Annotated in this window: 21 protein-coding genes, 1 tRNA gene and 1 pseudogene; 14 read left to right on the top strand and 9 right to left on the bottom strand. The window is 66.5% G+C overall.

Going from position 1 to position 24,852, the window contains the following annotated elements:
* The first annotated feature begins 8 nt into the window (after positions 1 to 8).
* Together ACV095_RS13040 and xerD are read left to right on the top strand one after the other, a co-directional pair.
* Positions 9 to 668, top strand: coding sequence for an NUDIX domain-containing protein (locus ACV095_RS13040; protein ID WP_018772008.1), 660 nt, complete (start codon positions 9 to 11; stop codon positions 666 to 668).
* On the top strand, positions 668 to 1,681 hold the full coding sequence (xerD, locus tag ACV095_RS13035) for a site-specific tyrosine recombinase XerD (RefSeq protein WP_056389686.1): 1,014 nt from the start codon (positions 668 to 670) through the stop codon (positions 1,679 to 1,681). Before ACV095_RS13040 ends, xerD begins: the two co-directional genes overlap by 1 nt.
* A gap of 47 nt (positions 1,682 to 1,728) precedes the next feature.
* On the opposite strand, the gene ACV095_RS13030 is transcribed toward xerD, so the two are convergent.
* Complete coding sequence (locus ACV095_RS13030; RefSeq protein ID WP_224084414.1) at positions 1,729 to 2,418, bottom strand: hypothetical protein; 690 nt, start codon at positions 2,416 to 2,418, stop codon at positions 1,729 to 1,731.
* Positions 2,419 to 2,493: 75 nt separating this feature from the next.
* Between ACV095_RS13030 and ACV095_RS13025 the strand changes: the two genes are divergently transcribed.
* Entirely contained in the window at positions 2,494 to 2,976 is a 483-nt protein-coding gene (locus tag ACV095_RS13025; RefSeq protein ID WP_056389691.1) for an 8-oxo-dGTP diphosphatase, read from the top strand.
* Between the two features lie 72 nt (positions 2,977 to 3,048).
* Here ACV095_RS13025 and ACV095_RS13020 read toward each other — a convergent pair whose 3' ends face one another.
* From ACV095_RS13020 to ACV095_RS13005, 4 genes are all read right to left on the bottom strand, one after another.
* A complete protein-coding gene (locus ACV095_RS13020) occupies positions 3,049 to 4,188 on the bottom strand; it encodes a bifunctional 2-methylcitrate synthase/citrate synthase (protein WP_018772012.1) in 1,140 nt (379 codons plus the stop codon).
* A gap of 76 nt (positions 4,189 to 4,264) precedes the next feature.
* Positions 4,265 to 5,167 carry a methylisocitrate lyase gene (gene prpB / locus ACV095_RS13015; protein ID WP_478222031.1) on the bottom strand — a complete coding sequence of 301 codons (903 nt, stop codon included), beginning with the start codon at positions 5,165 to 5,167 and terminating at the stop codon, positions 4,265 to 4,267.
* On the bottom strand, positions 5,168 to 6,688 hold the full coding sequence (locus tag ACV095_RS13010; protein ID WP_478222030.1) for an MmgE/PrpD family protein: 1,521 nt from the start codon (positions 6,686 to 6,688) through the stop codon (positions 5,168 to 5,170).
* On the bottom strand, positions 6,681 to 7,337 hold the full coding sequence (locus ACV095_RS13005) for a GntR family transcriptional regulator (RefSeq protein WP_018772015.1): 657 nt from the start codon (positions 7,335 to 7,337) through the stop codon (positions 6,681 to 6,683). Before ACV095_RS13005 ends, ACV095_RS13010 begins: the two co-directional genes overlap by 8 nt.
* 173 nt (positions 7,338 to 7,510) lie before the next feature.
* Here ACV095_RS13005 and ACV095_RS13000 point away from each other — a divergent pair, with 173 nt between their 5' ends.
* Positions 7,511 to 9,415: a propionyl-CoA synthetase gene (locus ACV095_RS13000; protein ID WP_478222029.1), complete on the top strand. Its 1,905-nt coding sequence runs from the start codon at positions 7,511 to 7,513 to the stop codon at positions 9,413 to 9,415.
* 39 nt (positions 9,416 to 9,454) lie between these two features.
* Here the strand turns inward: ACV095_RS13000 and ACV095_RS12995 are convergent, their stop codons facing one another.
* Together ACV095_RS12995 and ACV095_RS12990 are read right to left on the bottom strand one after the other, a co-directional pair.
* On the bottom strand, positions 9,455 to 10,168 hold the full coding sequence (locus ACV095_RS12995; RefSeq protein ID WP_018772017.1) for a response regulator: 714 nt from the start codon (positions 10,166 to 10,168) through the stop codon (positions 9,455 to 9,457).
* On the bottom strand, positions 10,165 to 11,799 hold the full coding sequence (locus ACV095_RS12990) for a sensor histidine kinase (RefSeq protein ID WP_018772018.1): 1,635 nt from the start codon (positions 11,797 to 11,799) through the stop codon (positions 10,165 to 10,167). Before ACV095_RS12990 ends, ACV095_RS12995 begins: the two co-directional genes overlap by 4 nt.
* 158 nt (positions 11,800 to 11,957) lie before the next feature.
* Between ACV095_RS12990 and ACV095_RS12985 the strand changes: the two genes are divergently transcribed.
* The 10 genes and pseudogenes from ACV095_RS12985 (at position 11,958) to ACV095_RS12940 (ending at position 21,650) form a co-directional block, all read left to right on the top strand.
* Positions 11,958 to 13,304, top strand: coding sequence for a C4-dicarboxylate transporter DctA (locus tag ACV095_RS12985; protein WP_018772019.1), 1,347 nt, complete (start codon positions 11,958 to 11,960; stop codon positions 13,302 to 13,304).
* Positions 13,305 to 13,534: 230 nt separating this feature from the next.
* The gene (locus ACV095_RS12980; RefSeq protein ID WP_026266195.1) at positions 13,535 to 14,434 is read left to right on the top strand and encodes a ParA family protein; all 900 of its coding nucleotides are present in this window, start codon (positions 13,535 to 13,537) and stop codon (positions 14,432 to 14,434) included.
* Positions 14,435 to 14,441: 7 nt separating this feature from the next.
* Positions 14,442 to 15,257 (top strand): segregation and condensation protein A, encoded by an 816-nt coding sequence (locus ACV095_RS12975; protein ID WP_018772021.1) that lies wholly within the window; start codon positions 14,442 to 14,444, stop codon positions 15,255 to 15,257.
* Entirely contained in the window at positions 15,254 to 15,997 is a 744-nt protein-coding gene (scpB, locus tag ACV095_RS12970; RefSeq protein ID WP_144599573.1) for an SMC-Scp complex subunit ScpB, read from the top strand. Before ACV095_RS12975 ends, scpB begins: the two co-directional genes overlap by 4 nt.
* 137 nt (positions 15,998 to 16,134) lie before the next feature.
* A complete protein-coding gene (locus ACV095_RS12965; protein WP_478222028.1) occupies positions 16,135 to 17,343 on the top strand; it encodes a pseudouridine synthase in 1,209 nt (402 codons plus the stop codon).
* Between the two features lie 3 nt (positions 17,344 to 17,346).
* On the top strand, positions 17,347 to 18,456 hold the full coding sequence (locus ACV095_RS12960; protein WP_134164415.1) for a prephenate dehydrogenase: 1,110 nt from the start codon (positions 17,347 to 17,349) through the stop codon (positions 18,454 to 18,456).
* Positions 18,456 to 19,169, top strand: a complete 714-nt coding sequence (gene cmk / locus ACV095_RS12955; RefSeq protein ID WP_018772025.1) for a (d)CMP kinase — start codon at positions 18,456 to 18,458, stop codon at positions 19,167 to 19,169. The genes ACV095_RS12960 and cmk overlap by 1 nt, the downstream gene beginning before the upstream one ends.
* Before the next feature lie 31 nt (positions 19,170 to 19,200).
* Positions 19,201 to 19,879: pseudogene (locus ACV095_RS12950) on the top strand (lysophospholipid acyltransferase family protein).
* A gap of 10 nt (positions 19,880 to 19,889) precedes the next feature.
* Entirely contained in the window at positions 19,890 to 21,437 is a 1,548-nt protein-coding gene (der, locus tag ACV095_RS12945) for a ribosome biogenesis GTPase Der (RefSeq protein ID WP_478222027.1), read from the top strand.
* A 136-nt stretch (positions 21,438 to 21,573) separates the two neighbouring features.
* Positions 21,574 to 21,650 (top strand) — tRNA-Pro (locus tag ACV095_RS12940).
* Between the two features lie 74 nt (positions 21,651 to 21,724).
* Here ACV095_RS12940 and ACV095_RS12935 read toward each other — a convergent pair.
* Positions 21,725 to 23,668 (bottom strand): polysaccharide deacetylase family protein, encoded by a 1,944-nt coding sequence (locus ACV095_RS12935; RefSeq protein ID WP_478222026.1) that lies wholly within the window; start codon positions 23,666 to 23,668, stop codon positions 21,725 to 21,727.
* A 152-nt stretch (positions 23,669 to 23,820) separates the two neighbouring features.
* Positions 23,821 to 24,690: an Fpg/Nei family DNA glycosylase gene (locus ACV095_RS12930; protein ID WP_018771492.1), complete on the bottom strand. Its 870-nt coding sequence runs from the start codon at positions 24,688 to 24,690 to the stop codon at positions 23,821 to 23,823.
* Positions 24,691 to 24,852: the final 162 nt, after the last annotated feature.

The following is a 24,852-nucleotide window of genomic DNA, read 5'->3' as shown; positions in this document are numbered from 1 at the left end:
ACGGCGCGATGCCTGGTACACCTGAAGCCACCCCTGCCAAACAGGTTTCGGATGCACCAAGCCCGCGCCGTCTTTTGTCTACGGAGAAGGTCTACCAGGGCAGGATCTGGGATGTCGTCAGCGACACCTTCCAGCTCTCGGACTCCGGGGACGCCCTCACCCGCGATTACATCGACCATCCCGGCGCCGTAGCCGTCCTGCCCATGAACGCCGAGGGCCAGGTCCTGCTGTTGAAGCAGTACCGGCACCCCGTGGGCATGGACCTCTGGGAGGTTCCGGCGGGCCTGCTGGATGTTGAAGGCGAAGACTTCGTGGTGGGGGCGGCGCGCGAACTGGCCGAGGAAGCGGACCTTGCTGCCGGGACCTGGAACGTCCTGGCGGATGTCTTCAATTCCCCGGGATCCTCCAGCGAGGCCATCCGTATCTACCTGGCCCGTGACCTCACCGAAGTGCCGCACCACGAACGCCACGAACGGACGGACGAGGAGGCGGAGATCGAGTTCCACTGGATCGGCCTGGATGATGCCGTGGCGTCCGTCCTGGCCGGACGCCTGCACAACCCGTCCGCCGTCGTCGGGATCCTGGCTGCCGCTGCCGCCCGCGCCAACGACTATGAAGGCCTCCGCCCCGCCGACGCCCCCTGGCCCGCCCACCCCAGCCAGCGCTGATGGCGCCTCCTTCGGCTGAAGCAGCGCCGGCGGTCGAACCGGGCCCGGCGGAGGCTGCCGCTGCCCCGGCACCTGTACCTTCCGCCATCGACCGTGCAATTACCGACTACCTCCAGCACATGGGTGTGGAACGGGGACTGGCAGCGAATACCTTGGCAGCCTACCGCCGGGACCTGGCCCGCTACGCCCGGTATGTTGCCGCAGCCGGCTGCGGCCGGCCGGAGGACATCACCCGGCACCACGTCACGGGTTACGTCCGCGCCCTGTCGGACGGTTCCGACGGCGGTTCCACCCTGGGGGTCCGGTCCGCGGCCCGGACGGTGGTGGCGGTCCGTGGCCTGCACAAGTTCTGGGCTCTCGAAGGTTATACGCCGGCCGATCCAGCCCGCGACGTCCACCCACCCATGGCAGGTAAACGGCTGCCCAAGGCCATCAGCGTTGACGAAGTGACCCGCATCCTGGAGGCGGCAGGAACGGATACGGCCGCCGGACTGCGGGACCGCGCCCTGCTTGAATTCCTTTACTCCACGGGAGCCAGGATCAGCGAAGCGGTGGGACTGGACGTTGATGACATCTCCCTTGCCGGGCCGGAATCCGGGCCTGCCATTGTCCGGCTGTTCGGCAAGGGGTCGAAGGAGCGGCTGGTGCCGCTGGGCTCCTACGGGGCCCGGGCGCTGGATGCCTATCTGGTCCGCGGCCGGCCGCTGCTTGCTGCCAAGGGCAAGGGCACGCCTGCGCTGTTCCTGAATGCCCGCGGCGGCCGGATCAGCCGGCAGAGCGCCTGGACCATCCTCAAGGCGGCGGCGGAGAAGGCCAACATCACCCGGGACGTCTCACCGCACACGCTGCGGCACTCCTTCGCCACCCACCTGCTTGAAGGCGGCGCGGACGTCAGGGTGGTGCAGGAACTTTTGGGCCACGCATCGGTAACCACAACCCAGGTGTACACGCTGGTCACGGCTGATACGCTCCGGGAAATCTACGCGGCCGCTCATCCCCGCGCGCTGGGCTGACGTTCCGCCAGGCAGGGCACGTCCGGCCGCCAGGGTCGCGCGGACAGCTAGAACATGGCCTCGATGGTCAGTTCCACGGGCCCCAGCAGGAAAGCCAGCACAGAAGTTCCCATGCAGGCGACCAACATCAGCCCGGGATGTGCCAGGCCGATCACCACCCTCCGCAGCCGTGGCCGGCCGCGGAGGAAGGATTTCGGTACGCGGGAGAGCGCGGGCACCTGCCGCCAGCCGCGAAGCCTCCGAAGGAACCAGGCGCACCGGGCGACAAACGCCAACCATAGGACGGCTACCACCAGCGGCACCAGGGCCGCCATCAGGGTGAATCCCAGAGCCGTCACCTCGCGCTCTGAGTCTCCCGCCACCGCTTGGACAGTGGTTGAGATGGACGCACTCAACACCACCGAGATGGCCCAGACCATGAAGGCCGCAACAAGTGCCAGGAACCGCACGAAGAACAGGCCCAAAACCGACTCCCGGGCGGCTTTCACCTGCTGCCGGGGAGTCACGTGGAGAACGGCCAGGGTGCTGAGCAGCGTGGGCAGGGCCGCTGCTGCCACCAGCAGGTACCACGTCCAACCAGCCAGGTTCACGAACTCATCTGCAAGGATGAGCGCTGTCCAGACACAGGCCCAGGCCCAGCCCCAATACAATGGGTTGCGCACCAGCCACCCCGGCAGGCGGGTGTCAATGGCCGAAATCCTGGCGGGCCGTATTCCGTGTCCTGTTTCGGGAGTCACACCTAGAGCTTGGCATATCCGGCGTCCCTTGGCGCTTCCCCGATGACAACTCCCGGACCCCATAGGCTTGAAGGCATGACCACAGCCTCTGTGACCCTTTGCTTCCTGCTCCGTGACGGGCCGGGCGGCCCCGAGGTACTCCTCGGGCTGAAACAGACCGGGTTCGGCAGGGGCAAGATCGTGGGCATCGGCGGCCACGTGGAACCGGGGGAGTCGGACGCGCAGGCCGTCATCCGGGAGGTCCTGGAAGAGACCGGTGTGGTGCTGCGGGTTGAGGACCTGGCGGACGCCGGATCGGTCCAATTCGTCTTTCCGGCCCGCCCGGAATGGAATATGCGGACCACCCTCTTTACCGCCCGGACCTGGCAGGGCGAGCCGGCACCCAGCGACGAGATCCTGCCCGAGTGGTTCCGGGTGGATACGCTGCCCGTGGACCGCATGTGGCAGGACGCCGACCACTGGCTCCCGGTGGTTCTGGAAGGCCGAAGGATCAACGTGGTGGTCACTATGCACACAGACAACGAATCAGTCGCCTCATCCGAGAGCCTGCTGGACTGAGCAGGCAATTAACGGCCGACGGCGGCCCGGGCACCTGGGTGCCGGGCCGCCGTCGGACGTTCCTGCCAGGAGTCAGGGGAGGTGCCGCTCCTCCGGACCGATGTACTCGCTCAGCGGCCTGATCAGGGAGTTCGCGTCCAGTTGCTCCATGATGTGGGCGGTCCAGCCTGTGATCCGGCTGGCCACGAACAGGGGAGTGAATGTGGGCGTATCAAAGCCCATCAGGTGGTACGTGGGCCCGGCCGGGTAGTCGAGGTTCGGCTTGATGGCCTTGGCTTCGTCCATGGCCTGCTCGAGCCCGTTGTACAGCCCCAGCAGTTCCGGCCGGCCGTAGTGGGCGATCATCTTGTCCAGTGCGGCTTTCATGGTGGGGACCCGGGAGTCGCCGTGCTTGTAGACACGGTGGCCGAAGCCCATCACCTTCTTCTTCTGCGCCAGGGCGTCTTCCATCCATGCCTTGGCCCGGGCCGCTGCTTCCTCCAGGGACTCCTCCTGCCGGATGCCGATCTCGTCGAAGGTGTGCATGACGGCTTCGTTGGCGCCGCCGTGCAGCGGACCCTTGAGGGCGCCGATGGCACCGGTCACGGCTGAATGCAGGTCCGAGAGCGTCGAGGTGATCACACGGGCGGTGAATGTGGAGGCGTTGAAGGAGTGCTCGGCGTAAAGAATCATCGAGACGTTGAAGGCATCCACCACCTCCGGCACCTGCTCCTCGCCGAAGGCCATCCACAGGAAGTTGGCCGAGTAGCCAAGGTCTTCGCGGGGCTCCACCACATCCTGCCCGTGGCGGCGGCGCTGGTCGTAGGCCACCACCGCGGGCATGGCGGCGAACAGGTCCACGGCCTTGGCCATGTTGGCTTCCCGGGAGGAATCCCCGGTCAGGGGATGCCGTGCCCCCATAACGGAAGCAGCAGTCCTGCAGACGTCCATCGGGTGCGAAGTGACCGGAAGGGTATCGATCACCTGCTTCACCACCGGATCGAGGGCGCGGCCGGCGCGTTCCTTCGCGCTGAACTCGGCAAGCTGGTCCTTGGTGGGCAGTTCACCGTTCCACAGCAGGTACGCCACTTCCTCGAAGCTGCACCGCGCTGCCAGTTCCTGGACAGGGTAGCCGCGGTAGAGCAGGGAGTTGGTGTCCGGATTGACCTTGGAAACGGCGGTGTAGTCCACCACCACGCCGGCAAGGCCTTTTTTGATCTCATTTTCAGCCATGCTGAAACTCCTTTGTTCCTAAAGCCTGTTCGTCCGGCGGAGGCCGGCCTTCCGATTGGGTGTCAGGTGCCGGGTGTCATGTTCCGGGAACCTGGAAATTGAACACGCCGGTGTCGAAGCGGTTGTAGGCCTCGTAGTCAACGAGGTCGTAGAGCCGGGCACGGGTCAGCATGTTTGGAACCTGCGCCTCCTGGGTGCCGTCGGATTTGATCGATTCCAGAGTACGCTCAGCAGCCCCCATGGCACTACGGAGCAGCGTCACCGGATAGATCACCATGTTGACGCCGACGCCGGCCAGTTCATCCACGGTGAAGAGGTCGCTCTTGCCGAACTCGGTCATGTTGGCCAGGATCGGCACGTCCACCGCGTCGCGGATGGCCTTGAACTCGCCCAGGTCCTTCATGGCTTCGGGGAAAATTGCGTCGGCGCCGGCTTCGACGAGGGCTTTGGCGCGCTGCTGTGCGGCTTCCAGCCCCTCGGTGGCGCGGATGTCGGTGCGGGCCATGATCAGGAAGTTCGGGTCCCGCCGGGCGTCGGCCGCGGCCCTGATGCGTTTGGTGGCGGTGTCCTGGTCCACCACGTTCTTGCCGTCGAGGTGGCCGCAGCGCTTGGGGTTGAACTGGTCCTCGATATGGCAGCCGGCCAGGCCTGCGTTCTCGAGTTCCTGGACGGTGCGTGCCACGTTCATGGGCTCCCCGAAGCCGGTGTCCGCGTCAACGATCGAGGGCAGGTCCGTCATGCGGGCGATCTGCCCGGCACGGGCGGCTACCTCGGTCAGGGTGGTCAGGCCGATGTCCGGCAGGCCGAGGTCGTTGGCGAGGACGGCGCCGGAGATGTACACCCCGGCGAAGCCCTTTTCCTCGATCAGCCGGGCGGAGAGCGGGTTGAACGCGCCGGGGAACTGCTGGATGGTCCCGGAGGCCAGCAGTTCCCGGAAGCGGACCCGCTTCTGTTCCGGGGTGGTCTTTGAGTACAGCATCTAGAACAGTCCCTTCGGTGCCGCCGCGAGGTCGATGACGCCGGGAGCGGCGGTGATGTTCAGCTGGTCCAGCTCACCGGCGGCGAGCTGTGGGAGGCGTTCGACGGCGGTGAGGAACCTTTCGATCTCAGCCTCCTCCACGAGCCCGGCGGCGAGGGTGCGGAACTTGTTGATGTACTGTTCCCGGGCGAAGGGGCGGGCGCCGAGCGGGTGGGCGTCGGCAACGGCGATCTGGTCGGTGATGACGGTGCCGTCCTTGAGCGTGATCTCCACCGAGCCGCCGAAAGCCTTCTCTGCGATGTCCAGGGAGTGGTAGCGGCGGGTCCATTCGGGATCTTCCACCGTGCTGACTTTGTGCCACAGTTCCACGGTGTCCGGACGGGCGGCGCGCTGCGGTGCGTAGGAGTCCACGTGGTGCCAGGCCCCGTCCTGCAGGGCCACGGTGAAGATGTACGGGATGGAGTGGTCCAGGGTTTCCCTGGACGCGGTGGGGCTGTATTTCTGGGGGTCGTTGGCGCCGGAGCCGATCACGTAGTGCGTGTGGTGGCTGGTCTTGATCAGCACTGACTCGACGTTGGCCGGATCGGTGACCTCGGGGTGTTCCCCGTGCAGCTTGCGGGCAAGGTCGATCCACGCCTGGGCCTGGTACTCCGCGGAATGTTCCTTGGTGTAGGTGTCCAGGATGGCACGCTTGACTTCACCCGGGGTGGGAAGCGGGACCATGTAGGAGGCGTCCGGGCCATCGAGCATCCAGGCGATGACGCCGTCTTCGCCTTCGTAGATGGGCACGGGGGAGGTCTGGCCGCGCATGGCCCGGTCCGCTGATTCGATGGCCATCTTGCCGGCAAAGGCCGGGGCGTGGGCCTTCCAGGTGGAGATCTCGCCCTTGCGGGACTGCCGGGTGGCGGTGGTGGTGTGCAGCGCCTGGCCCACTGACTGGAAGATGGTCTCCACATCGAGGCCAAGCAGGGTGCCGATCCCGGCCGCGGCCGAGGGGCCGAGGTGGGCCACGTGGTCGATCTTGTGCTTGTGCAGGCAGATGGCCTTGACCAGGTTGACCTGAATCTCGTACCCGGTGGCGATGCCCCGGATCAGGTCGTGGCCGGTGGCGCCAACGTGCTGGGCGACGGCGAGGATCGGCGGGATGTTGTCCCCGGGGTGGGAGTAGTCGGCCGCGAGGAAGGTGTCGTGGTAGTCCAGTTCCCGGACAGCCACCCCATTGGCCCAGGCTGCCCACTCCGGGGACACGCGGTCCTCGATGCCGAAGACCTTGGACCCCTTGCCGCCGGTGCTGGGGCCGTGGGTGAGCGCCTGGGCACGGGCGGCGACGATCGGCGCGCGGTTCAGGGAAGCGATCGCCACCGAGGCGTTGTCGATGACGCGGTTGATCACCATAGCGGTCACGTCGTCAGACACAGCCACCGGGTCCGCGGCGACCTGGGCGATTTTGTAGGCCAGCTGGTCCTCGCGGGGCAGGTTTTCTTCGCTTTTATAGACGCGGACGTGGTGTTCCTTAACCATGGTGCTCCTTCGGGTGGGATGCGTGGGTTGCTTTGACGTGGGAGAGGCTTCGGTGCAGGTGGACGATGGTGGCCGCCTCGGCGAGCCTGGGGTTGCCGGCCGCGATCGCCTCCGCGATGGCGGCATGCTCGGCGGCTGCGGCAGTGAGCCGGCAGGCATCGTCGGCGGCAAGCCGGCGGATCCGGACCAGGTGAACGCGCAGGCTGCGCATGGCCTGGGCCAGGTAGGAGTTGGAGATGGCGGCGTCGATTGCTGTGTCCAGCCGGCCCACCAGTTCGTAGTAGTCATGCAGGGCCGGCTCGTCACCGCCAATCAATGCGGGAGCCTCGAGCAGTTCGCGCTGCAGGCGCTCGAACGTCGCAGCCTCGCCGCGCCGCGCAGCCAGTGCCGCCGCCCTGCCCTCAAGGGTTTCGCGGAGTTCGAACAGTTCGTCAATGTCCTCAAGCGAGATGTCGGTGACGACGACGCCGCGGCCGCCTGCCGTCGTGAGGCCTTCCGCCGTAAGGCGCCCCAAGGCTTCCCGCAGCGGTGTGCGCGAGACGCCCAGACGCTCGGACTGTTCCACCTCGGCAAGGACCGTACCCGGCGCCAGACGCCATTCGATGATGTCATCGCGCAGGGCGGCATAGGCCTTGTCGCTGGCGCGCATGCTCGTCTCCTTCCTCGGCTGACTGCATCAGTGTATACACAACTGGGCTCAAAAGAATGGACCTTTGAGAAAATATGCCAGAAATTGACTTCCTTGTATACAGCGACCCTTGTGGTGGTTAACTCCGCCAGCTAGCATGAGCTGCATCACAACGTCGTGGACGGGATTACGTTATGGTCACCACCGGCTATCGGGACAGTTACCGGCGCAGCATCGAAGAGCCCGACGACTTTTGGCTGGAGGCCGCGGGAAACATCGCCTGGAGCTCTCCTCCGGCGCAGGCGCTGGACTCCACGCGGGCACCGCTCTACAGCTGGTTTCCCGACGGCACACTGAATACCTGCTACAACGCCCTTGACCGGCATATCGCCGAAGGCCGCGGGGAGCAGGTGGCCCTGATCCATGACTCGGCCATGCTGGGAACCCGGCACCGCTACACGTATGCCCAGCTCACGGACGCCGTGGCGCGCTTTGCCGGTGTGCTGCGCGGCCATGGCGTGGGAAAGGGGCACCGCGTGGTGATTTACATGCCAATGATCCCGGAAGCCGCTATCGCCATGCTGGCGTCGGCCCGGCTGGGCGCGGTCCATTCCGTGGTGTTCGGCGGCTTTGCGCCCAAGGAGCTCGCGGCCCGGATCCGGGACGCCGCACCCACGGCGGTGGTGACCGCTTCGGGCGGGATCGAACCCGCCCGCCGCATCGAGTATCTGCCGGCCGTCGCGGAGGCGCTGGAACTGGCGGGCATGCCGGACCTTCCCGTATTGGTCAAGGAGCGCGACGGATTCGCGTCCAAGGCTGCGGACCATGCGGGCTGGCTGGACTGGGACACGGAAATGGCTTCCGCAGAGCCTGCCGCTCCCGTTGAGGTGAAGGCCACCGATCCGCTCTACATCCTCTACACATCCGGAACCACCGGCACGCCAAAGGGAGTGGTGCGGGACAACGGCGGCCACGCCGTCGCCCTGCGCTGGACCCTGGAGAACATTTACGACGTCGGTCCGGGCGACGTGATGTGGACCGCGTCAGACGTCGGCTGGGTAGTGGGGCACTCCTACATTGTCTATGGCCCGCTGCTGGCCGGCGCCACCACGGTGATGTACGAGGGCAAGCCCGTAGGCACCCCGGATGCCGGCGCATTCTGGCGCGTGGTCCGGGACCACAGGGTCAATGTGCTCTTCACTGCGCCCACGGCACTCCGGGCCATCCGCAAGGCGGATCCGGCGGCGTCGCTGCTGCGGAAGTACGACATCTCCAGCCTGCGGACCCTGTTCACTGCCGGCGAGAGGCTGGACACGGACACCTTCCATTGGGCATCACGGGCCCTCGGCGTGCCGGTGGTGGACCACTGGTGGCAGACCGAGACCGGGTGGGCCATTTGCGCCAACCCGCGTGGCCTGGAGCAGTTGCCCATCAAGGCCGGCTCCCCGAGCGTGCCCATGCCCGGGTTCCGGCTGCAGATCCTCGACGGCGCAGGCGGAGAGGTGGAACCCGGCACCGAGGGCAACATCGTGCTTGGACTGCCGCTGCCGCCGGGCACCCTCACAACGCTGTGGCGGAATGATGAGCGCTACATCTCTTCCTACCTTCAGGCTTTCGAGGGCTGCTACGCCACCGGCGATTCGGGTTACCAGGACCGGGACGGGTACATCTTTGTCATGGGCCGTACGGACGACATCATCAATGTTGCCGGCCACAGGCTCTCAACCGGCGCCATGGAACAGGTGATCGGCCAGCATCCGGCCGTTGCGGAGTGCGCCGTGATCGGCCTCGCCGACCCCGTGAAGGGCCAGCGTCCCAGCGGCTACGTGGTGCTCAAAACCGGGGTGGACATCGCCGAAGACGTCCTGGCCAAGGATCTAGTGGCACTGGTCCGGCGGGACATTGGTGCGGTTGCGGACTTCAAACAGGTGACAGTGGTGGATGCACTGCCCAAGACCCGTTCGGGGAAGATCCTCCGCAAGACCATGCGCCAGATAGCGGACGGCGAGGAGTACACCGTTCCGTCCACCATCGAGGATCCAGGCGTCATCGATCAATTGATCGGAGCACTCCGGGCGGGGGAGGCGGAGGCTGGCTGAGGCGCATGGCCGGGGCGCGCACGTCCAACCCCGAGCGGCTCAGCGGGTGTTCCAGCGGTATTCGTTCTCCGGCCTGCCGGGGGTGCCGTAGCGGGCGGTCCGGGAAACTGTTCCCGCATCGGCCAGGTACTCAAGGTAGCGCCGAGCCGTCACGCGCGACATCCCCAGGGCGTCCATGACCTCCGTGGCGGACACTGCTTCGGGCTGCCCCCGGAGGAACTCCTGGACGGATCCGAGCGTCGAGGTTGAGAGTCCCTTGGGCAGCGGGAGTTCGGATGGCGCCCGGAGGCTGGCAAAGGCCTGGTCCACTTCGCTTTGCGAGGCGCCCCCCTTGCCGGGGCCACCGCCGGAACCGGCCAACTGCTGCCGGAACTGGCGGTAATTTTCCAGCTTGTCGGAGAACGTGGCGAACGTGAAGGGCTTGATCAGGTACTGGACCACGCCGATTGCCACGGCGCTGCGGACGATCGCCAGTTCGCGCACGGCGGTGATCGCAATGATGTCCGCCAGGATCCCCGCCGAACGCATCCGGCGGGCGATGTCCAGGCCATGCAGGTCGGGTAGGTTCATGTCCAGCAGGACCAGTTCAACGGGCTCTCCCGCGGCCACGAATTCGTTCAGCAGCCGCAGGGCCGACTGGCCGTCGGGGGCTGTCCCGGCGAGCTCGAATCCTTCCAGCCTCCCCACGTAGGCCGCGTGCGCTGCCGAAGCGATGGCCTCATCTTCGACGACGAGGACCCGGATGTTGCTCACTGTCTGTGCTCCTTCTCCGCGGACACCGCTGCAGGCAGGAATACTTCGAACTTGGCGCCGCGCCGGCCGTTGATGGCCAGCGTACCGCCCAAACGCTGCACCGCCTGCCGCACCAGGGCCAGGCCGATGCCCCGGCCCCCGGCCCCCGCAGGCTTGGTGCTGAATCCGTGCCTGAAGATCTTTTCCGCATCGGTGGGGTCGATGGGCGTTCCGGAATCGTTGACGGCGATGTCCAGGCCTTCTTCATCGGCCTCCAGCGTCAGCACCACCCTCCGCGGAGGGGGTGCATCGGCGGCGGCATCGATGGCATTGTCCAGCAGGTTGCCCAGGATCGTCACCAGGTCCTGGACGGCCACCCCGGGTGCCGTGCCGGAGCCCAGGGTGGAGAGATCCAGCTGGACGCCGCGTTCGTGGGCCTCGGCCACCTTTCCCATGAGCAGGGCGCCCACCACCGGTTCATCGATCGAACTCACCATGTCATCTGTCAGCTGCTGGCTCAGGGCCAGGTCCTGGGTTGCAAAGTCCAGGGCTTCCCTGGTCCGGCCGAGTTCCAGGAGCGAAACCAAGGTGTGCAGCCGGTTGGCGTGCTCGTGGGTCTGGGCGCGCAGCGCGTCGGAAAGGGTGCGCATGGTCTGCAGTTCGTTGCCCAGCGCTTCGATTTCTGTCCGGTCCCTGAGGGTGGCCACGGTCCCGTAGACGGGGACCTTCCCGCGGGTGCCCCGGGCCTCGGGACCCCGGGCCGGCCCCTGGTTGACCACCAGCACGCGGGAGCCGGTCAGGACCATCTCGTCCTTGGTGGTCCGCCCGGACTCGAACAGGCTGCGCAGTTCGTCGTCCAGGGGAAGGTCTGCCAGCGATGGGGGCCGGGTGGGGTCATTGTTGCCGGTGTCGGCCAGGCCCAGCAGCTCGGCAGCCTGGTCGTTGTACATCACCACGCGCTTCCGGGCATCGATCAGGATCAGCCCTTCCCGGACCGAGTGCAGCACCGACTCGTAGTAGGCGAACAGCTGTGCCAGCTGTTCGGGACCCCAGCCCCGGGTAACCCGCCGCAGGTACCTGCCCAGCAGCCACGACGCCAGTGAACCGCCCACCAGGAGGGCCATGCCGACGGCCAGCAGGACGGGAAGGCGCCCGGCAAAGGCGATATCGACGCTGCGGACGGTAACACCCACCGCTACGAGGGCCTTGACTGTCCCCGCAGAATCCTTGACCGGAACAATGGTCCGCACCGACGGGCCCAGCGTACCTGCCGTCACTTCGGTGTAGGTGTGGCCGCGGAGTGCTTCATCGATGGAGCCGATGTAGGGCCGGCCCAGCTCCTCGTCCCGCGGGTGGGTCCAGCGGGTACGGTCCGGCGCCATGATCGTGATGAAGTCCACGTGGGCCGCGGTGGTGACGTCTTTGGCATACGGCTGCAGGACGGCGGACGGGTCCGGCGTGGCAGCAGCCTGGAGCACCAGGGGATTGGCGGCGATGGAGGCAGCCACGCCTTCCATCCGGCGGCCCGCTTCGTCATACGTCCGGTCCCGCGCGTCCACGTAGGCGGCCGTTCCCACGATGGCGATAAACGACACGACGATCAGCAGGTTCGCCAGGAAGAGCCGGCGGGCGATACTCCAGCGGTGGATCATGCCTGCCTCCCTTGGACCCTGCCGATACCGTGACCAATATGAACGCAACGGTGAGCTGGATCACGGGGTGCCCAATGATGGATATCACATTGGACGGACGTGTTGAGCCCAGAGACTGCGCCGCAACGTCTATCAGAATATCCACAAGGAGACACATCATGGCTTCTCAACGAGGAGAGTCGCTCGAGACCGCGACCCCGCGGCGCAAGGGACTGGACAAGTCCCACTACCTCTACATCGCAGTTATCGCCGCCGTCGTCCTCGGCGCGGTGGTGGGCCTGCTGTTCCCGGAGGTGGGCAAGTCCCTCAAGCCCCTGGGCGACGGCTTCGTCAAGCTCATCAAGATGATGATCGCACCGGTCATTTTCTGCACCATCGTCCTGGGCATCGGCTCCATCGCCAAGGCAGCCACCGTCGGCAAGGTCGGCGGCCTGGCACTGGGCTACTTCATCATCATGTCAACCTTCGCCCTGGCCATCGGCCTGGTGGTAGGCAACATCATCCACCCCGGCGAGGGCCTGAAGCTGACGCCGTACGACCCCAACAAGAAGGCGGCGACCGACAGCACCGTGGACTTCCTGCTGGGCATCATCCCCAGTGACGTCCCCGTGCTGCCCACTCTGCTGGCAGCCATCCTGGTTGGCTTCGCGCTGCAGAAGATGGGCGCCCAGGGTGCCCCGATCCTCAAGGCTGTCGGCTACGGCCAGGCACTGGTGTTCCGCATCCTCATCATGATCATGTGGCTCGCTCCGGTAGGTGCCTTCGGTGCCATCGCCGCCGTCGTGGGCGCAACCGGCGTGCAGGCCATCGTCAGCATGTTCACCCTGATGATCGCCTTCTACATCACCTGCGCACTGTTCATCGTGGTGATCCTGGGCGGCCTGCTCCAGGTGGTTGCCGGCGTCAACATCTTCAAGCTGATGAAGTACCTGGCCCGTGAGTACCTCATCATCTTCTCCACGTCGTCCTCGGAAGCGGCACTGCCGCGGCTGATCGCCAAGATGGAACACCTCGGCGTCTCCAAGCCGGTCGTCGGCGTCACCGTTCCCACCGGCTACTCCTTCAACCTGGACGGAACCGCCATCTACCTGACCATGGCGTCCCTGTTCGTGGCCAACGCCATGGGCACCCCGCTGGACCTCGGCGCCCAGATCTCCCTGCTGGTGTTCATGATCATCGCCTCCAAGGGTGCCGCCGGTGTGACCGGTGCCGGCCTTGCAACCCTCGCGGCCGGCCTGCAGGCACACAAGCCCGAACTGCTCGGCGGCGTGGGCATGATCGTCGGCATCGACCGGTTCATGTCCGAGGCCCGCGCCCTGACCAACTTCACGGGCAACGCGGTGGCCACCGTCCTGATCGGCACCTGGGTCAAGGAGATCGACGGCGGCCAGGTTGGCCGGGTGCTGTCCGGCGAAGAACCTTTCGACGAGGCAACCATGATGGTCCACCATCACGGCGAAATGGCACCCAAGGAAGAGGGCGCCCGCGAGGCTGCCAAGGCCTAGCCACCGCCAGGACACCCCACGGGACCGCCCCCGCAGCCATGCTGCGGGGGCGGTCCTGCGTTCCCCGGCAGAGCAACCTTCGACCTCAGCTAGAGGGTCAAGGCTCAACATTCGCGGAAAGTCAAGTTCCGTCGAATGCCGTGTCGGGCGCTGTAACCTAGGGAGCAGAACGAACGGCGCTGGTGAGCCAGCGGCAGGAAATCACCGTCATCGAAAGTGTGGACAGATACGTGAGCAGCGAACAGGGTTCAGCAACTCTGGAGGGCACGGAATTCGACCTGGAAAACGCGGTGATGGGGCCCACCGGGCGCCCATACCGGGAGTTCCCGGAACCCGCGCCGCTGTCCTCCCACGGTCCGGCCCGCGTCATCGCCATGGTCAACCAAAAGGGCGGCGTGGGGAAGACCACCTCCACCATCAACCTCGCCGCGGCGCTCGCCGAGTACGGCCGCCGCGTCCTCCTGGTGGACTTCGACCCCCAGGGCGCGCTCTCCGCCGGCCTTGGTGTCAACCCGCATGAGCTGGACCTCACGGTGTACAACGTCCTGATGGACCGCAAGGTGGATATCCGTGACGCCATCCACCACACGGGCGTCGAGAACGTCGACCTGCTGCCCGCCAACATCGACCTCTCCGCCGCGGAAGTCCAGCTGGTCAACGAGGTGGCGCGCGAACAGGTCCTGGACCGTGCGCTCAAGAAAGTCGAAGACGATTACGACGTCGTCCTCATCGACTGCCAGCCCTCCCTGGGCCTCCTGACCGTCAACGCCCTCACGGCAGCCCACGGCGTCATCATCCCGCTCATTTGCGAGTTCTTCGCCCTTCGCGCCGTGGCGCTGCTGGTCGAAACCATCGACAAGGTCCAGGACCGGCTGAACCCTCGCCTTCAGGTGGACGGCGTACTGGCCACCATGTACGACGCAAGGACACTGCACAGCCGCGAAGTGATCACCCGTCTGGTGGAGGCGTTCGGCGACAAGGTCTTCGAAACTGTCATCAAGCGCTCCATCAAGTTCGCAGACGCTACCGTGGCCGCGGAGCCCATCACCAGCTACGCCGGAAACCACGTGGGCGCCGACGCCTACCGCCGGCTGGCAAAGGAGCTGATCTCCCGCGGCGGCGCACCCTAACCACGCCGTGGCCGAATCCAAACCCGGCTTCGAGGTGCGGCTGGCCAACTTCACGGGTCCCTTCGACCTCCTTCTGGGGCTGATCGCCAAACACCAGCTGGACATTACAGAAGTGGCCATTGCCACCGTCACGGATGAGTTCATCAAGTACATCCGTAAACTGCAGCGGCTCGGTGAAGAGTGGGCCCTGGACGAGGCGAGCGAATTCCTGGTGATCGCCGCCACGCTGCTTGACCTCAAGGCGGCACGGCTCCTTCCCGCGGGTGAGGTGGAGGACGACGAGGACATCGCCCTTCTGGAGGCGCGGGACCTCCTCTTTGCCCGGCTGCTGCAATACAAGGCTTTCAAGCAGGTGGCAGGAATCCTGGGCGAAACCCTGCACCAGGAAGGCCGGCGCTTTCCACGCCAGGTGGCCCTGGAGGAGCACTTCGCGTCGATGCTCCCTGAACTGGTGTGGAAACACACGCCGCAACAGTTCGCCGCGCTGGCCGAGGCCGCGCTCCGGCCCAAAGCGCCCGCCCAGCCGCCGCAAGTGGCACTCGGCCACCTGCATGGGAGCAACGTCAGCGTCAAGGAACAGGCCCGGATGATGGGGCTTCGCCTGCAACAGGAGTCGCCCCAGACCTTCCGTTCCCTGATTGCCGACGCCGATTCCACCCTGGTGGTGGTGGCCCGCTTCCTGGCGCTCCTGGAACTGTTCCGGGACCGGGCCGTGTCGTTCGATCAGCTGTCCCCGCTGTCCGAGCTTGCCATCCACTGGACAGCCGAAGGCCGCGACTGGTCGGCGGAAAACCTGAGCGAAGAGTATGAGGAGCAGGCGTGAATTCCAAGCCGCAGGACCTGGCCGTGGAAGGCGGGGCAATGCTTGAGGACACATGGAAGCCGGCGGGCGCAGGGAAGCCGGAGGACACGGCGCCACGGGAGGACGCGGACCACGGCCCGGACTTCGACGACCTCCCCGGCGGTGCCAAGGCTGCCCTCGAAGCGGTGCTCATGGTCCTGGACCAACCCGCCACGGAGGAAGAGCTGGCAGCCGGGGTAGGCCTGACGGTCACAGCGGTCCGCTCCCTGCTGGCAGAACTGCAGCGTGAGTATAACGGCTATACTGTTAAAGCCCCGGAGATGGAGGATGCCAGCCACACTGGCATTGGTTCCAGCCCCCGGGGTTTTGAATTGCGGAACATCGCCGGTGGCTGGCGGATCTACTCGCGCACGGAGTTTGCCGACATTGTCGGCAAATATGTGCTTGAGGGGCAGACCGCCAGGCTTACCCAGGCGGCGTTGGAAACGCTGGCAGTCATCGCGTACCGCCAGCCCGTTTCCCGGGCCCGGGTGTCTGCAATTCGCGGTGTCAATGTTGATTCCGTCGTACGGACGCTTGCCCAGCGCGGGCTGATCGAGGACGCGGGAACGGATCCCGAGTCCGGCGCAATCCTCTACCGGACCACCTCCTATTTCCTTGAACGGATGGGAATCAGTTCAGTGGAGGACCTGCCCCAGCTGTCGCCGCACCTTCCGGGACTCGACGGGATCGCAGAGTTCTACGACGCCGGGACAATGTAGGCAGGACCCTTCTGCCGGCAGCGGTCTCATGAGCAGTTTGTTTATCAGGTTTTCTATCAGGGCAGACGAAGTCTGCGCGGCTGGCTAGGGTTGTCCTTGGACATCTCTGCCGGCCAAAACACATTGAAGGACGGGTCATGACACAGGCGGGACGCCAGGGTTCACCACGTAACAGTTCGGGACGCGGCGGCAACGAGCGCAACAACTCCCAGCAGCGCAGCGCACAGGGCGGCGGCTTCAGCGGCGGTTCCCGCGGCGGAACAGCCAAGCGGGCAGCAGGATTCGGCGGGGACCGGCCCCACCGCGCCCCCAAGCCGCGCGAGGAACGCTTCATCGACCCCGATCTGGCGGGGGACCAGCAGGCACGGACATCGGAGGGCGCCCGTGGCGCCAAGCCGTCGTCGCGCAAGCCCGCGGCACGCAAGCCCGGCGCCAAGAAGGCTCCCGGAACTCCCGGTGCCCTCAAGCCCAAGCCGCGTACCGGTGCACCCGGGACAGCCGCTTCCCGTGCATTCGGCAGCGAACGCTTCGGCCAGAACCTGGGTCCGGTCCGCAAGCCCGGCCGGAAGAAGGGCCCCCGCGGTAACGTTCCGCAGTCCGAACTCCATGATGCAGACGGCGTGCGCCTCCAGAAAGTAATGGCGTCCGCCGGAGTCGCATCCCGGCGCGTCTGCGAAGAAATGATCGCCGAGGGCCGCGTTGAGGTGGACGGCCAGGTGGTTACGGAACTCGGCATGCGCGTCGATCCCAAGACCGCCGTCATCCATGTTGACGGCTTGCGGATCCAGTTGGACGAGAACCTGGTCTACATGGTGTTCAACAAGCCCAAGGGCGTGGTGTCCACCATGGAGGATCCCGAGGGCCGGCCGTGCATCAGCGACTTCCTGAAGAGCAACAAGAACACCGGCGAACGCCTCTTCCATGTGGGAAGGCTCGACGTCGCCACCGAAGGCCTGCTGCTGCTGACCAACGACGGCGAACTCGCCAACAGGCTGACCCACCCGTCCTACGAGGTTCCCAAGACCTACCTGGTGCAGGTGCGCGGGCCGTTCCCGCAGGGCGTAGGCGCCCAGCTGAAAGCCGGCGTGGAACTGGAGGACGGGTTCGCGTCCGTTGACTCCTTCCGCCTGGTGGACTCCACCCCGGGCCACGTGCTGATCGAGGTTGTGCTCCACTCGGGTAAGAACCGGATTGTCCGCCGCCTCTTTGATGCTGTCGGCTTCCCGGTCCAGCGGCTGGTCCGCGTCAAGGTGGGCCCCATCGGACTCGGGGACCAGCGCCAGGGCAGCATCCGCAACCTGGGCAAGCAGGAAGTCGGCCACCTGCTGGCATCCGTAGGACTCTGACGCATGTCCGCGTTCAAAAGCCAGGGCCGCGGCCACCTGGATGGCCCGGTGGTGGTGATTGGTACCGGACTGCTGGGCACCAGCATTGGGCTGGGCCTGCGGGGGCGTGGCGTACCTGTGTTCCTTTCCGACCCGTCACCCACCAACCAGGCGGTTGCGGTGGACATCGGTGCCGGGCGTCCCCTGTCCGAGCTGGGCAACCGCAAACCGCAACTGGTTGTGGTTGCCGCCCCGCCGGACGTGACGGCCGGCGTCGTGTGCCAGGCGCTGGCTGACTACCCCGACGCCGTCGTGGTGGACATAGCCAGCGTCAAGGCTGACATCCTGGCCCGTCTGCGCAGCCTCGGTGCCGACCTCACCCGGTACGTGGGCACCCACCCCATGGCCGGGCGGGAAAAATCGGGACCGGTGGCCGCCCGCGGCGAGCTGTTCACCTCCATGCCTTGGGTGCTGTGCCCCTCCGGGGAGACCTCCGGCGCTGCCCTGCAAGTGGCACGGTCGCTTGCCTCGGATCTTGGAGCGGTTGTCTCGCAGTTCACGGCGGACGAACATGATGAAGCAGTGGCCCTGGTGTCGCACCTGCCCCAGGTCATGTCATCCCTGCTGGCCAGCCGCCTCCAGGGAACGCCACTGCACGCCCTGTCGCTGGCCGGCAACGGCCTCCGCGACGTCACCAGGATTGCCGCGAGCGATCCCACCCTCTGGGTGCAGATCCTCGGCGGGAATGCAGCCAAGGTCGTGGAGATCCTCTACGGCGTCCGCGAGGACCTGAACCGCCTCATCGGAACCCTGGAACAGCCCACGGCACCGGGAGCCCGGCTGGACCTGGCACAGCTGATCAGTGAGGGCAACGCCGGCCAGGCCCGGATTCCCGGCAAGCACGGCGGCCCGCCGCAGGCATACTCCTGGCTCACCGTCCTGGTGGATGACAAGCCCGGCCAGATCGCGCAGCTGCTCACCGAGATCGGTGAAATCGGTGTGAACGTCGAGGATCTTCGGCTGGACCATTCCTCCGGACAGAACGTTGGCATGGTGGAATTGTCTGTGTTGCCGAACAAGCACGACCACCTGATCGAAGCTCTCAACGACCGCGGATGGCGGGTACTTCAGTAATGACACAGGAACTCCTCGAGACCATGCGCGCCCTGCGCATCGGCCGGCCGCTGGTGGTTGCCATCGACGGACCGTCCGGCTCCGGTAAATCCAGCGTGAGCAAGGAGGTTGCCCGCAGGCTGCGGCTGGCCTACCTGGACACCGGAGCGATGTACCGCGCACTGACCTGGTACTGCGTAAACCAGGGGATTGACCTTGATGACACGCCGGCCGTGGAACAGGCCTCCCGGGACTTTGCGCTGGAACTGAGCACCAGCCCCCAGGAGGAATACGTGCGGGTAGGCGGCGTGGACGTCACCGATGCCATCCGCGAACCGGCAATTTCCGCCGCGGTCAGCTCCGTGGCCACCACGCTTGGTGCCCGGACCGAACTGATCCGCAGGCAGCGGGACCTGATTGAAAAGCACCACCGCCGAATGGTGGTGGAAGGCCGGGACATCACCACCGTCGTCGCGCCCGGAGCCGAGGTGCGCATGCTCCTCACCGCAAGCGAGGAAGCCCGCCTCCGCCGGCGCGGCATCCAGCTGGGCGGTACCCAGAACGCCGAACAGCTGGCAGCCCAGGTGACCCACCGGGATGCCAGGGACTCAACCGTGGTGAACTTCACCCAGGCGGCAGACGGCGTGGTCACGCTGGACTCCTCGGACCTGGACTTCGAGCAGACCGTCAATGCCGCCCTCGTGATCGTTACAAAGGTCCTCAACCGTGACTGAGGCCCGGGCGGGTGTGCCAACCCGACTGACCATGGCGTGGAGCAGGCCGGTGGGATGGATCCTGGACCACGTGGTCTACCGGACCACGGTGACGGGCAGGAGCAACGTCCCCACCGGCGGTCCGGTGATCTTCGCAGCCAACCACATCAGCTTCCTCGACGGGCCGGTCATGTTCGGCGCGGCGCCGCGCCCCATGCACATCCTGGTAAAACAGGAGATGTTCCAGGGCTTCCTGGGCCGGGTACTCACCGCCTCCGGGCAGCTTCCGGTGGACCGGCAGGGTGACCGGGCGGCGCTGCAGCGCTGCAAGGACGTGCTCGACGCCGGACGTTGCGTTGGGATTCTTCCGGAAGGGACGCGGGGGAGCGGGGCAGCCGCGGACATCAACGGGGGCGTGGCCTGGCTGGCGCTGAACTCCGGGGCACCGGTTGTTCCGGTGGCCATCCTGGGCACCCGGCAGGGCGACGAGCACCTGGACTTCGTCCCGCGGCCGGGGCGGCGATTCCACGTGAGCTTCGGATCAGCCCTTACCCTGGCCCGCCGGGCCGGTGAAAGCGGGCGTGCTTCAATGGACAGGGCGGCGCAGGACATCCGTGCAGCGCTGGCCGGGCACGTCCAGGACGCTATCCAACTCAGCGGGCAGCCTTTGCCTTCCGCTGACCACAACGACTTGACAGCAGTAGCCGGGGACGCCGGCAGATGACCACTAAGGACAGTGCAATGAGCGATACCACCCAGACTTCCGGGCCTTCCGGCACCGACGACGAATACACTCCCACCGGCACCGACCAGGTTGCCGAACGGCTGGCAGCGATTGGCGACGACGAAGCGGAGCTGCGTGCCGCCTCCCTCCGGGCCGGCCTGGAGGATTACGAGCTTGACGAGGACGATGCCGCCCTGCTGAGCGGGGAGTACGGCGACGAGGACTTTGACGGTCCCGTCAAGCTGGATCCCGTCCTGGCAATCATCGGCCGGCCAAACGTGGGGAAGTCCACGCTGGTGAACCGCATCCTGGGCCGCCGCGAAGCAGTGGTGGAGGACACCCCGGGCGTCACCCGTGACCGGGTCATGTACTCCGCGAACTGGAACGGCCGCAACTTCACGCTGGTGGACACCGGCGGCTGGGAGCACGACGCCCGCGGCATCCACGCCCGCGTCGCCGAGCAGGCCGAGATGGCCGTGAAACTCGCCGACGCCGTGCTTTTCGTGGTGGACTCCGCAGTGGGCGCCACCGCCACGGACGAAGGCGTCATGAAGATGCTGCGCCGCAGCAAGAAGCCGGTCATCATGGTGGCCAACAAGGTGGACGACTTCGCCCAGGAAGCGGACAGCGCCGCATTGTGGGGCCTCGGTTTCGGCGAGCCCTACCCGGTCTCTGCCCTTCACGGCCGAGGTGTCGCGGACCTCCTGGACCACGTCATGGACGTGCTCCCTGAATACTCAACGATCGAGGGAACGGACCGCTCAGGCGGCCCGCGCCGTATCGCCCTGATCGGCCGCCCCAACGTGGGCAAGTCCTCGCTGCTGAACAAGCTTGCAGGATCCGAGCGCGTAGTGGTGGACAACACCGCAGGAACCACGCGTGACCCCGTTGACGAATTCATCGAACTCGGCGGCCGCACCTGGCGCTTTGTGGACACCGCCGGCATCCGCCGCCGCCAGCACATGGCGCAGGGCGCTGACTACTACGCCTCACTTCGGACGCAGGCCGCGCTCGAGAAGGCGGAGGTCGCCGTCGTGCTCCTCGCCGTGGACGAGGTCCTCAGCGAACAGGACGTGCGCATCCTGCAGCTGGCCATCGAGTCCGGCCGCGCGCTGGTCCTGGCATTCAACAAGTGGGACCTGCTCGACGATGAACGCCGCCGTTACCTGGAGCGCGAGATCGAGCAGGACCTGGCCCATGTGGAATGGGCGCCGCGGGTCAACATTTCGGCAAAGACCGGCTGGCACAAGGACCGCCTGGTCCCGGCCCTGGACCTTGCCCTGGAGAACTGGGACAAGCGGATCGCCACCGGGCGCCTCAACGCCTTCCTGGGTGAGCTCGTGGCCGCCCACCCCCACCCGGTCCGCGGCGGCAAGCAGCCCCGCATCCTCTTTGGCACCCAGGCCTCCAGCCGCCCGCCCAAATTCGTGCTGTTCACCACGGGATTCCTGGACCCCGGGTACCGCCGTTTCATCACGCGCCGCCTGCGGGAGACCTTCGGATTCGAGGGAACCCCGATTGAGGTCAGCATGCGCGTGCGCGAGAAGCGTGGCCGGAAGCGTTAATTGCGACACACCTTGGGGCTGATCACCGGAAAGTGTCACAGGCACCCCTCCGGATCGTGTAAGCTCTTCTAGGTGGTTCGGCCGGACTGCTGATGAAAACCCTCGGGTTGAGTTCAGCGGAGAGCGGCGGAACCAGCGGGCTGTAGCGCAGCTTGGTAGCGCACTTGACTGGGGGTCAAGGGGTCGCAGGTTCAAATCCTGTCAGCCCGACCAGAAAGCCGCGGAAACCTTAGGGTTTCCGCGGCTTTTGCGTTGGTGGGATATGGACCAGCCCGTCGGTGGCCCAGCTAGCCGAGGGCGGCGTCGAGGGTGACGAAGCCGTAGCCTGCCGCCCGGAGCTGGGAGATCACCTGCGGGAGGGCCGCGGCGTCGAGCGTTGAACCGTCGTCGGGGTTCGAGCCGAGGTGCATCAGGACAATCTCCCCAGGCTGTGCGGAAGCCATGATGCGCTGGACGACAAAGCCCGGGCCGCGCGTTCCGTTCATGGTGCCTTGCCAACCCAAGGTGTCGACGGTCCACCGGATCGCCGCGTACCCGGCGGCGTTGGCGTCTGCAATCGTGCGGGAATCGCGGGCGCCGAACGGGAAGCGGAAGAACGGGAGCGGGTCGCCTCCAGCGGCCTCGATGGTCCTCTGCGCGCTGCTGATCTCAGCCGTGATCTGGGCGTCCGTCAGGGCGGTAAAGTCCGGGTGGGTCATGGAGTGATTGCCGATCCGATGCCCCGCGTTGTAGATCAGCGCCGGGTCGGAGGGGAACTGGTTGACCCAGTCTCCGGTGAGGAAAAACGTGCCCGGGACGCCGTTGGCTGCGAGGGTGGCGAGGATCGATCGGAGGCCGGCGTCGTTGGCGCCGGCGTCGAACGTGAGCGCGACAACCTTCTGCGCAGTCGGAATGCGCTCAAGATCCACGCCCAGGAGCGCCGGCGGGATGCTGGTGTAGATGACCTCGATCCTGCCGCTGGCCGAGTGCCACAGGAGCGAACCGTGCTGGAAGTCATTGCGGCGGCCGCCCGTGATGCCGTACTCGCCGCTGGTTGGGTAGCCGAGCCGGCTGCGCTCCCAGCCGAGGGCCGCCCACTGGGCCCGGATTGCGCCGTACACCTCGTGGGCTCCGGTGGCGGGCGACCAGTAGATCGACGAGCCGGCATTCGAGCCGCTGAAGTGGTTGTACCGGCCGACCCCGTCGGGGGTGCCTGTCTCGTCCGTCAGCGGGAATCCGAGCACGCCTGCCGGCCCGCCGAGCTCCAGATAGCGTCCGCGGATTGCCCCGTGCACCTCGTGCGCTCCGGTGGCGGGGCTCCAGTAGATGGATCCTGCGGCGAAGTCGTTGTATCGGCCGGGGGCGCCCGGGGCGGCGGTCTCGTCGGTGAGTGGGAAGCCCAGGAGGCCTGCGGGTCCGCCGAAGGCGAGATAGCGTCCGCGGATTGCCCCGTGCACCTCGTGTGCTCCGGTGGCGGGGCTCCAGTAGATGGATCCTGCGGCGAAGTCGTTGTATCGGCCGGCGGCGCCCGGGGCGGCGGTCTCGTCGGTGAGTGGGAAGCCCAGGAGGCCTGCGGGTCCGCCGAAGGCGAGATAGCGTCCGCGGATTGCCCCGTGCACCTCGTGTGCTCCGGTGGCGGGGCTCCAGTAGATGGATCCTGCGGCGAAGTCGTTGTATCGGCCGGCGGCGCCCGGGGTGGCGGTCTCGTCGGTGAGTGGGAAGCCCAGGAGGCCTGCGGGTCCGCCGAAGGCGAGATAGCGTCCGCGGATTGCCCCATGGACCTCGTGGGCTCCGGTGGCGGGGCTCCAGTAGATGGATCCTGCGGCGAAGTCGTTGTATCGGCCGGCGGCGCCCGGAGTGGCGGTCTCGTCGGTGAGTGGGAAGCCCAGGAGGCCTGCAGGTCCGCCGAAGGCGAGATAGCGTCCGCTGATTGCCCCATGGACCTCGTGGGCTCCGGTGCCGGGGCTCCAGTAGATGGTGCCGGCCGTGTAATCCTGCGCGCGGCCCCCAGCGATGTCGTACGTGCTCCCGACTGGCGTGCCGAGGAACGATGCGCTGCCGCCGAGCTGCTCGTAATGCTGGACAATCGCGTCGTCACCGGCCTGCTGGACCGCCATCGACGCCGGACCGCTCCGCTGCACCGCCACCGCTGGTACGGCGGCCGCGGCGGGCACCAGGGCCGTGCCCCCGAGACCACCGCCGAGGGCGAGGGCCAAGGCCATTCCGATGACTGTGGGGCGGGACCTGCGCATTGTGACCCCTTCGTGGTGACCGAGACATGCGAGCCTTGGTCAAGACGCTACGCCCCAGGGGTGTGCCGGGGCAGGGCCAGAGGTCCCGAACCGCAATCCGGTCACCCGCGACACCGTCCGCAGCCGCGGGATGCCTTGGGTGCCGGATCTTCCTACTTCAGGAACTTCGAAGTCCTGCGGTCGGCCAGGATCTTGCCTTTGGTCTGGCAGGTGGGGCAGTACTGAAGGGCAGTGTCCGCGAATGAGACTTCCCGTACCGTGTCGCCGCAGACGGGGCAGGGCTGTCCGGTCCGGGCGTGAACCCGCATGTGGCTGCGTTTGACGTCCTTGAGGTCCTTGGGCGGCTTGCCGGCTGCTTCGGCCAGTGCCTCGCCCAGCACGCTGTGGATGGCGTCGTACAGCACCTGCACCGTCTCCCGGTCCAGGGATTTGGCGATGGCGAACGGAGAGACCCGGGCGGCATGGAGGATCTCGTCGCTGTAAGCGTTGCCGATGCCGGCGATCACGCTTTGGCTGCGCAGCAGTCCCTTGATCTGCTGCGAACTGCCGGCCAGGATCGCAGCCAGCATGTCGGCGTCGAACGCCTCGGTAAACGGATCCGGGCCCAACGTGGCGATGCCCGGCACGTCCTGCGGATCCCGCACGACGTAGACGGCCAGGCTTTTCTTGGTGCCCGCTTCCGTCAGGTCCAGCCCGCGCGGCCCGTCGGGACCGGAGAAAGCAGCCCGCACTGCGATGAGGCCCTTGCCCATCCTGAGCTGGCTGTCGGCGGGGGAGTCCGTGAAGCGCACCCAGCCCGCGCGCGCCAAATGGAACACCAGGGAAATGCCGTCCGTGTCAATGCTGATGAACTTTCCGAACCGGCGGACGCCGGACACGGTGCGGCCCTCGATGGCGTTGAACGGCGGATCGGCCGTCTTGAGCACGGCAAACGAGACAATCTGGAGTTTCGCTACAACGCAGCCCCGCAGCTGTTCATCAAGGAACGCGGCCAGACCGGCGACTTCAGGCAGTTCCGGCATGGCCTACCTTTCCTGTCCCCGGCATGCTGAACCGGTGCTTGCACTCATGGGTCCCATCTTGTCAGAAACGCCCGCGCCGGCCCCGGCAGTTATGCCTATACTTTCAGCGGCGGCCCGTTTTACGGGCCCCTTTTGACATTGGCGCGTACCCCGATGAAAGGC

The sequence above is a fragment of the Arthrobacter sp. JDC6 genome (assembly GCF_056484025.1).
The sequence above is the reverse complement of the archived record's forward strand: the minus strand, read 5'-3'. Positions and strand labels throughout refer to the sequence as shown.

Coding starts and splice junctions, on each gene's coding strand:
- ACV095_RS12935 (WP_478222026.1), bottom strand. CDS start 23,668: ATGCGCAGGTCCCGCCCCACAGTCATCGGAATGGCCTTGGCCCTCGCC.
- ACV095_RS13020 (WP_018772012.1), bottom strand. CDS start 4,188: ATGGCTGAAAATGAGATCAAAAAAGGCCTTGCCGGCGTGGTGGTGGAC.
- cmk (WP_018772025.1), top strand. CDS start 18,456: ATGACACAGGAACTCCTCGAGACCATGCGCGCCCTGCGCATCGGCCGG.
- ACV095_RS12985 (WP_018772019.1), top strand. CDS start 11,958: ATGGCTTCTCAACGAGGAGAGTCGCTCGAGACCGCGACCCCGCGGCGC.
- ACV095_RS13025 (WP_056389691.1), top strand. CDS start 2,494: ATGACCACAGCCTCTGTGACCCTTTGCTTCCTGCTCCGTGACGGGCCG.
- ACV095_RS13005 (WP_018772015.1), bottom strand. CDS start 7,337: ATGCGCGCCAGCGACAAGGCCTATGCCGCCCTGCGCGATGACATCATC.
- ACV095_RS13000 (WP_478222029.1), top strand. CDS start 7,511: ATGGTCACCACCGGCTATCGGGACAGTTACCGGCGCAGCATCGAAGAG.
- prpB (WP_478222031.1), bottom strand. CDS start 5,167: ATGCTGTACTCAAAGACCACCCCGGAACAGAAGCGGGTCCGCTTCCGG.
- der (WP_478222027.1), top strand. CDS start 19,890: ATGAGCGATACCACCCAGACTTCCGGGCCTTCCGGCACCGACGACGAA.
- ACV095_RS13010 (WP_478222030.1), bottom strand. CDS start 6,688: ATGGTTAAGGAACACCACGTCCGCGTCTATAAAAGCGAAGAAAACCTG.
- ACV095_RS12960 (WP_134164415.1), top strand. CDS start 17,347: ATGTCCGCGTTCAAAAGCCAGGGCCGCGGCCACCTGGATGGCCCGGTG.
- xerD (WP_056389686.1), top strand. CDS start 668: ATGGCGCCTCCTTCGGCTGAAGCAGCGCCGGCGGTCGAACCGGGCCCG.
- ACV095_RS12965 (WP_478222028.1), top strand. CDS start 16,135: ATGACACAGGCGGGACGCCAGGGTTCACCACGTAACAGTTCGGGACGC.
- ACV095_RS12930 (WP_018771492.1), bottom strand. CDS start 24,690: ATGCCGGAACTGCCTGAAGTCGCCGGTCTGGCCGCGTTCCTTGATGAA.
- ACV095_RS13040 (WP_018772008.1), top strand. CDS start 9: ATGCCTGGTACACCTGAAGCCACCCCTGCCAAACAGGTTTCGGATGCA.
- ACV095_RS12990 (WP_018772018.1), bottom strand. CDS start 11,799: ATGATCCACCGCTGGAGTATCGCCCGCCGGCTCTTCCTGGCGAACCTG.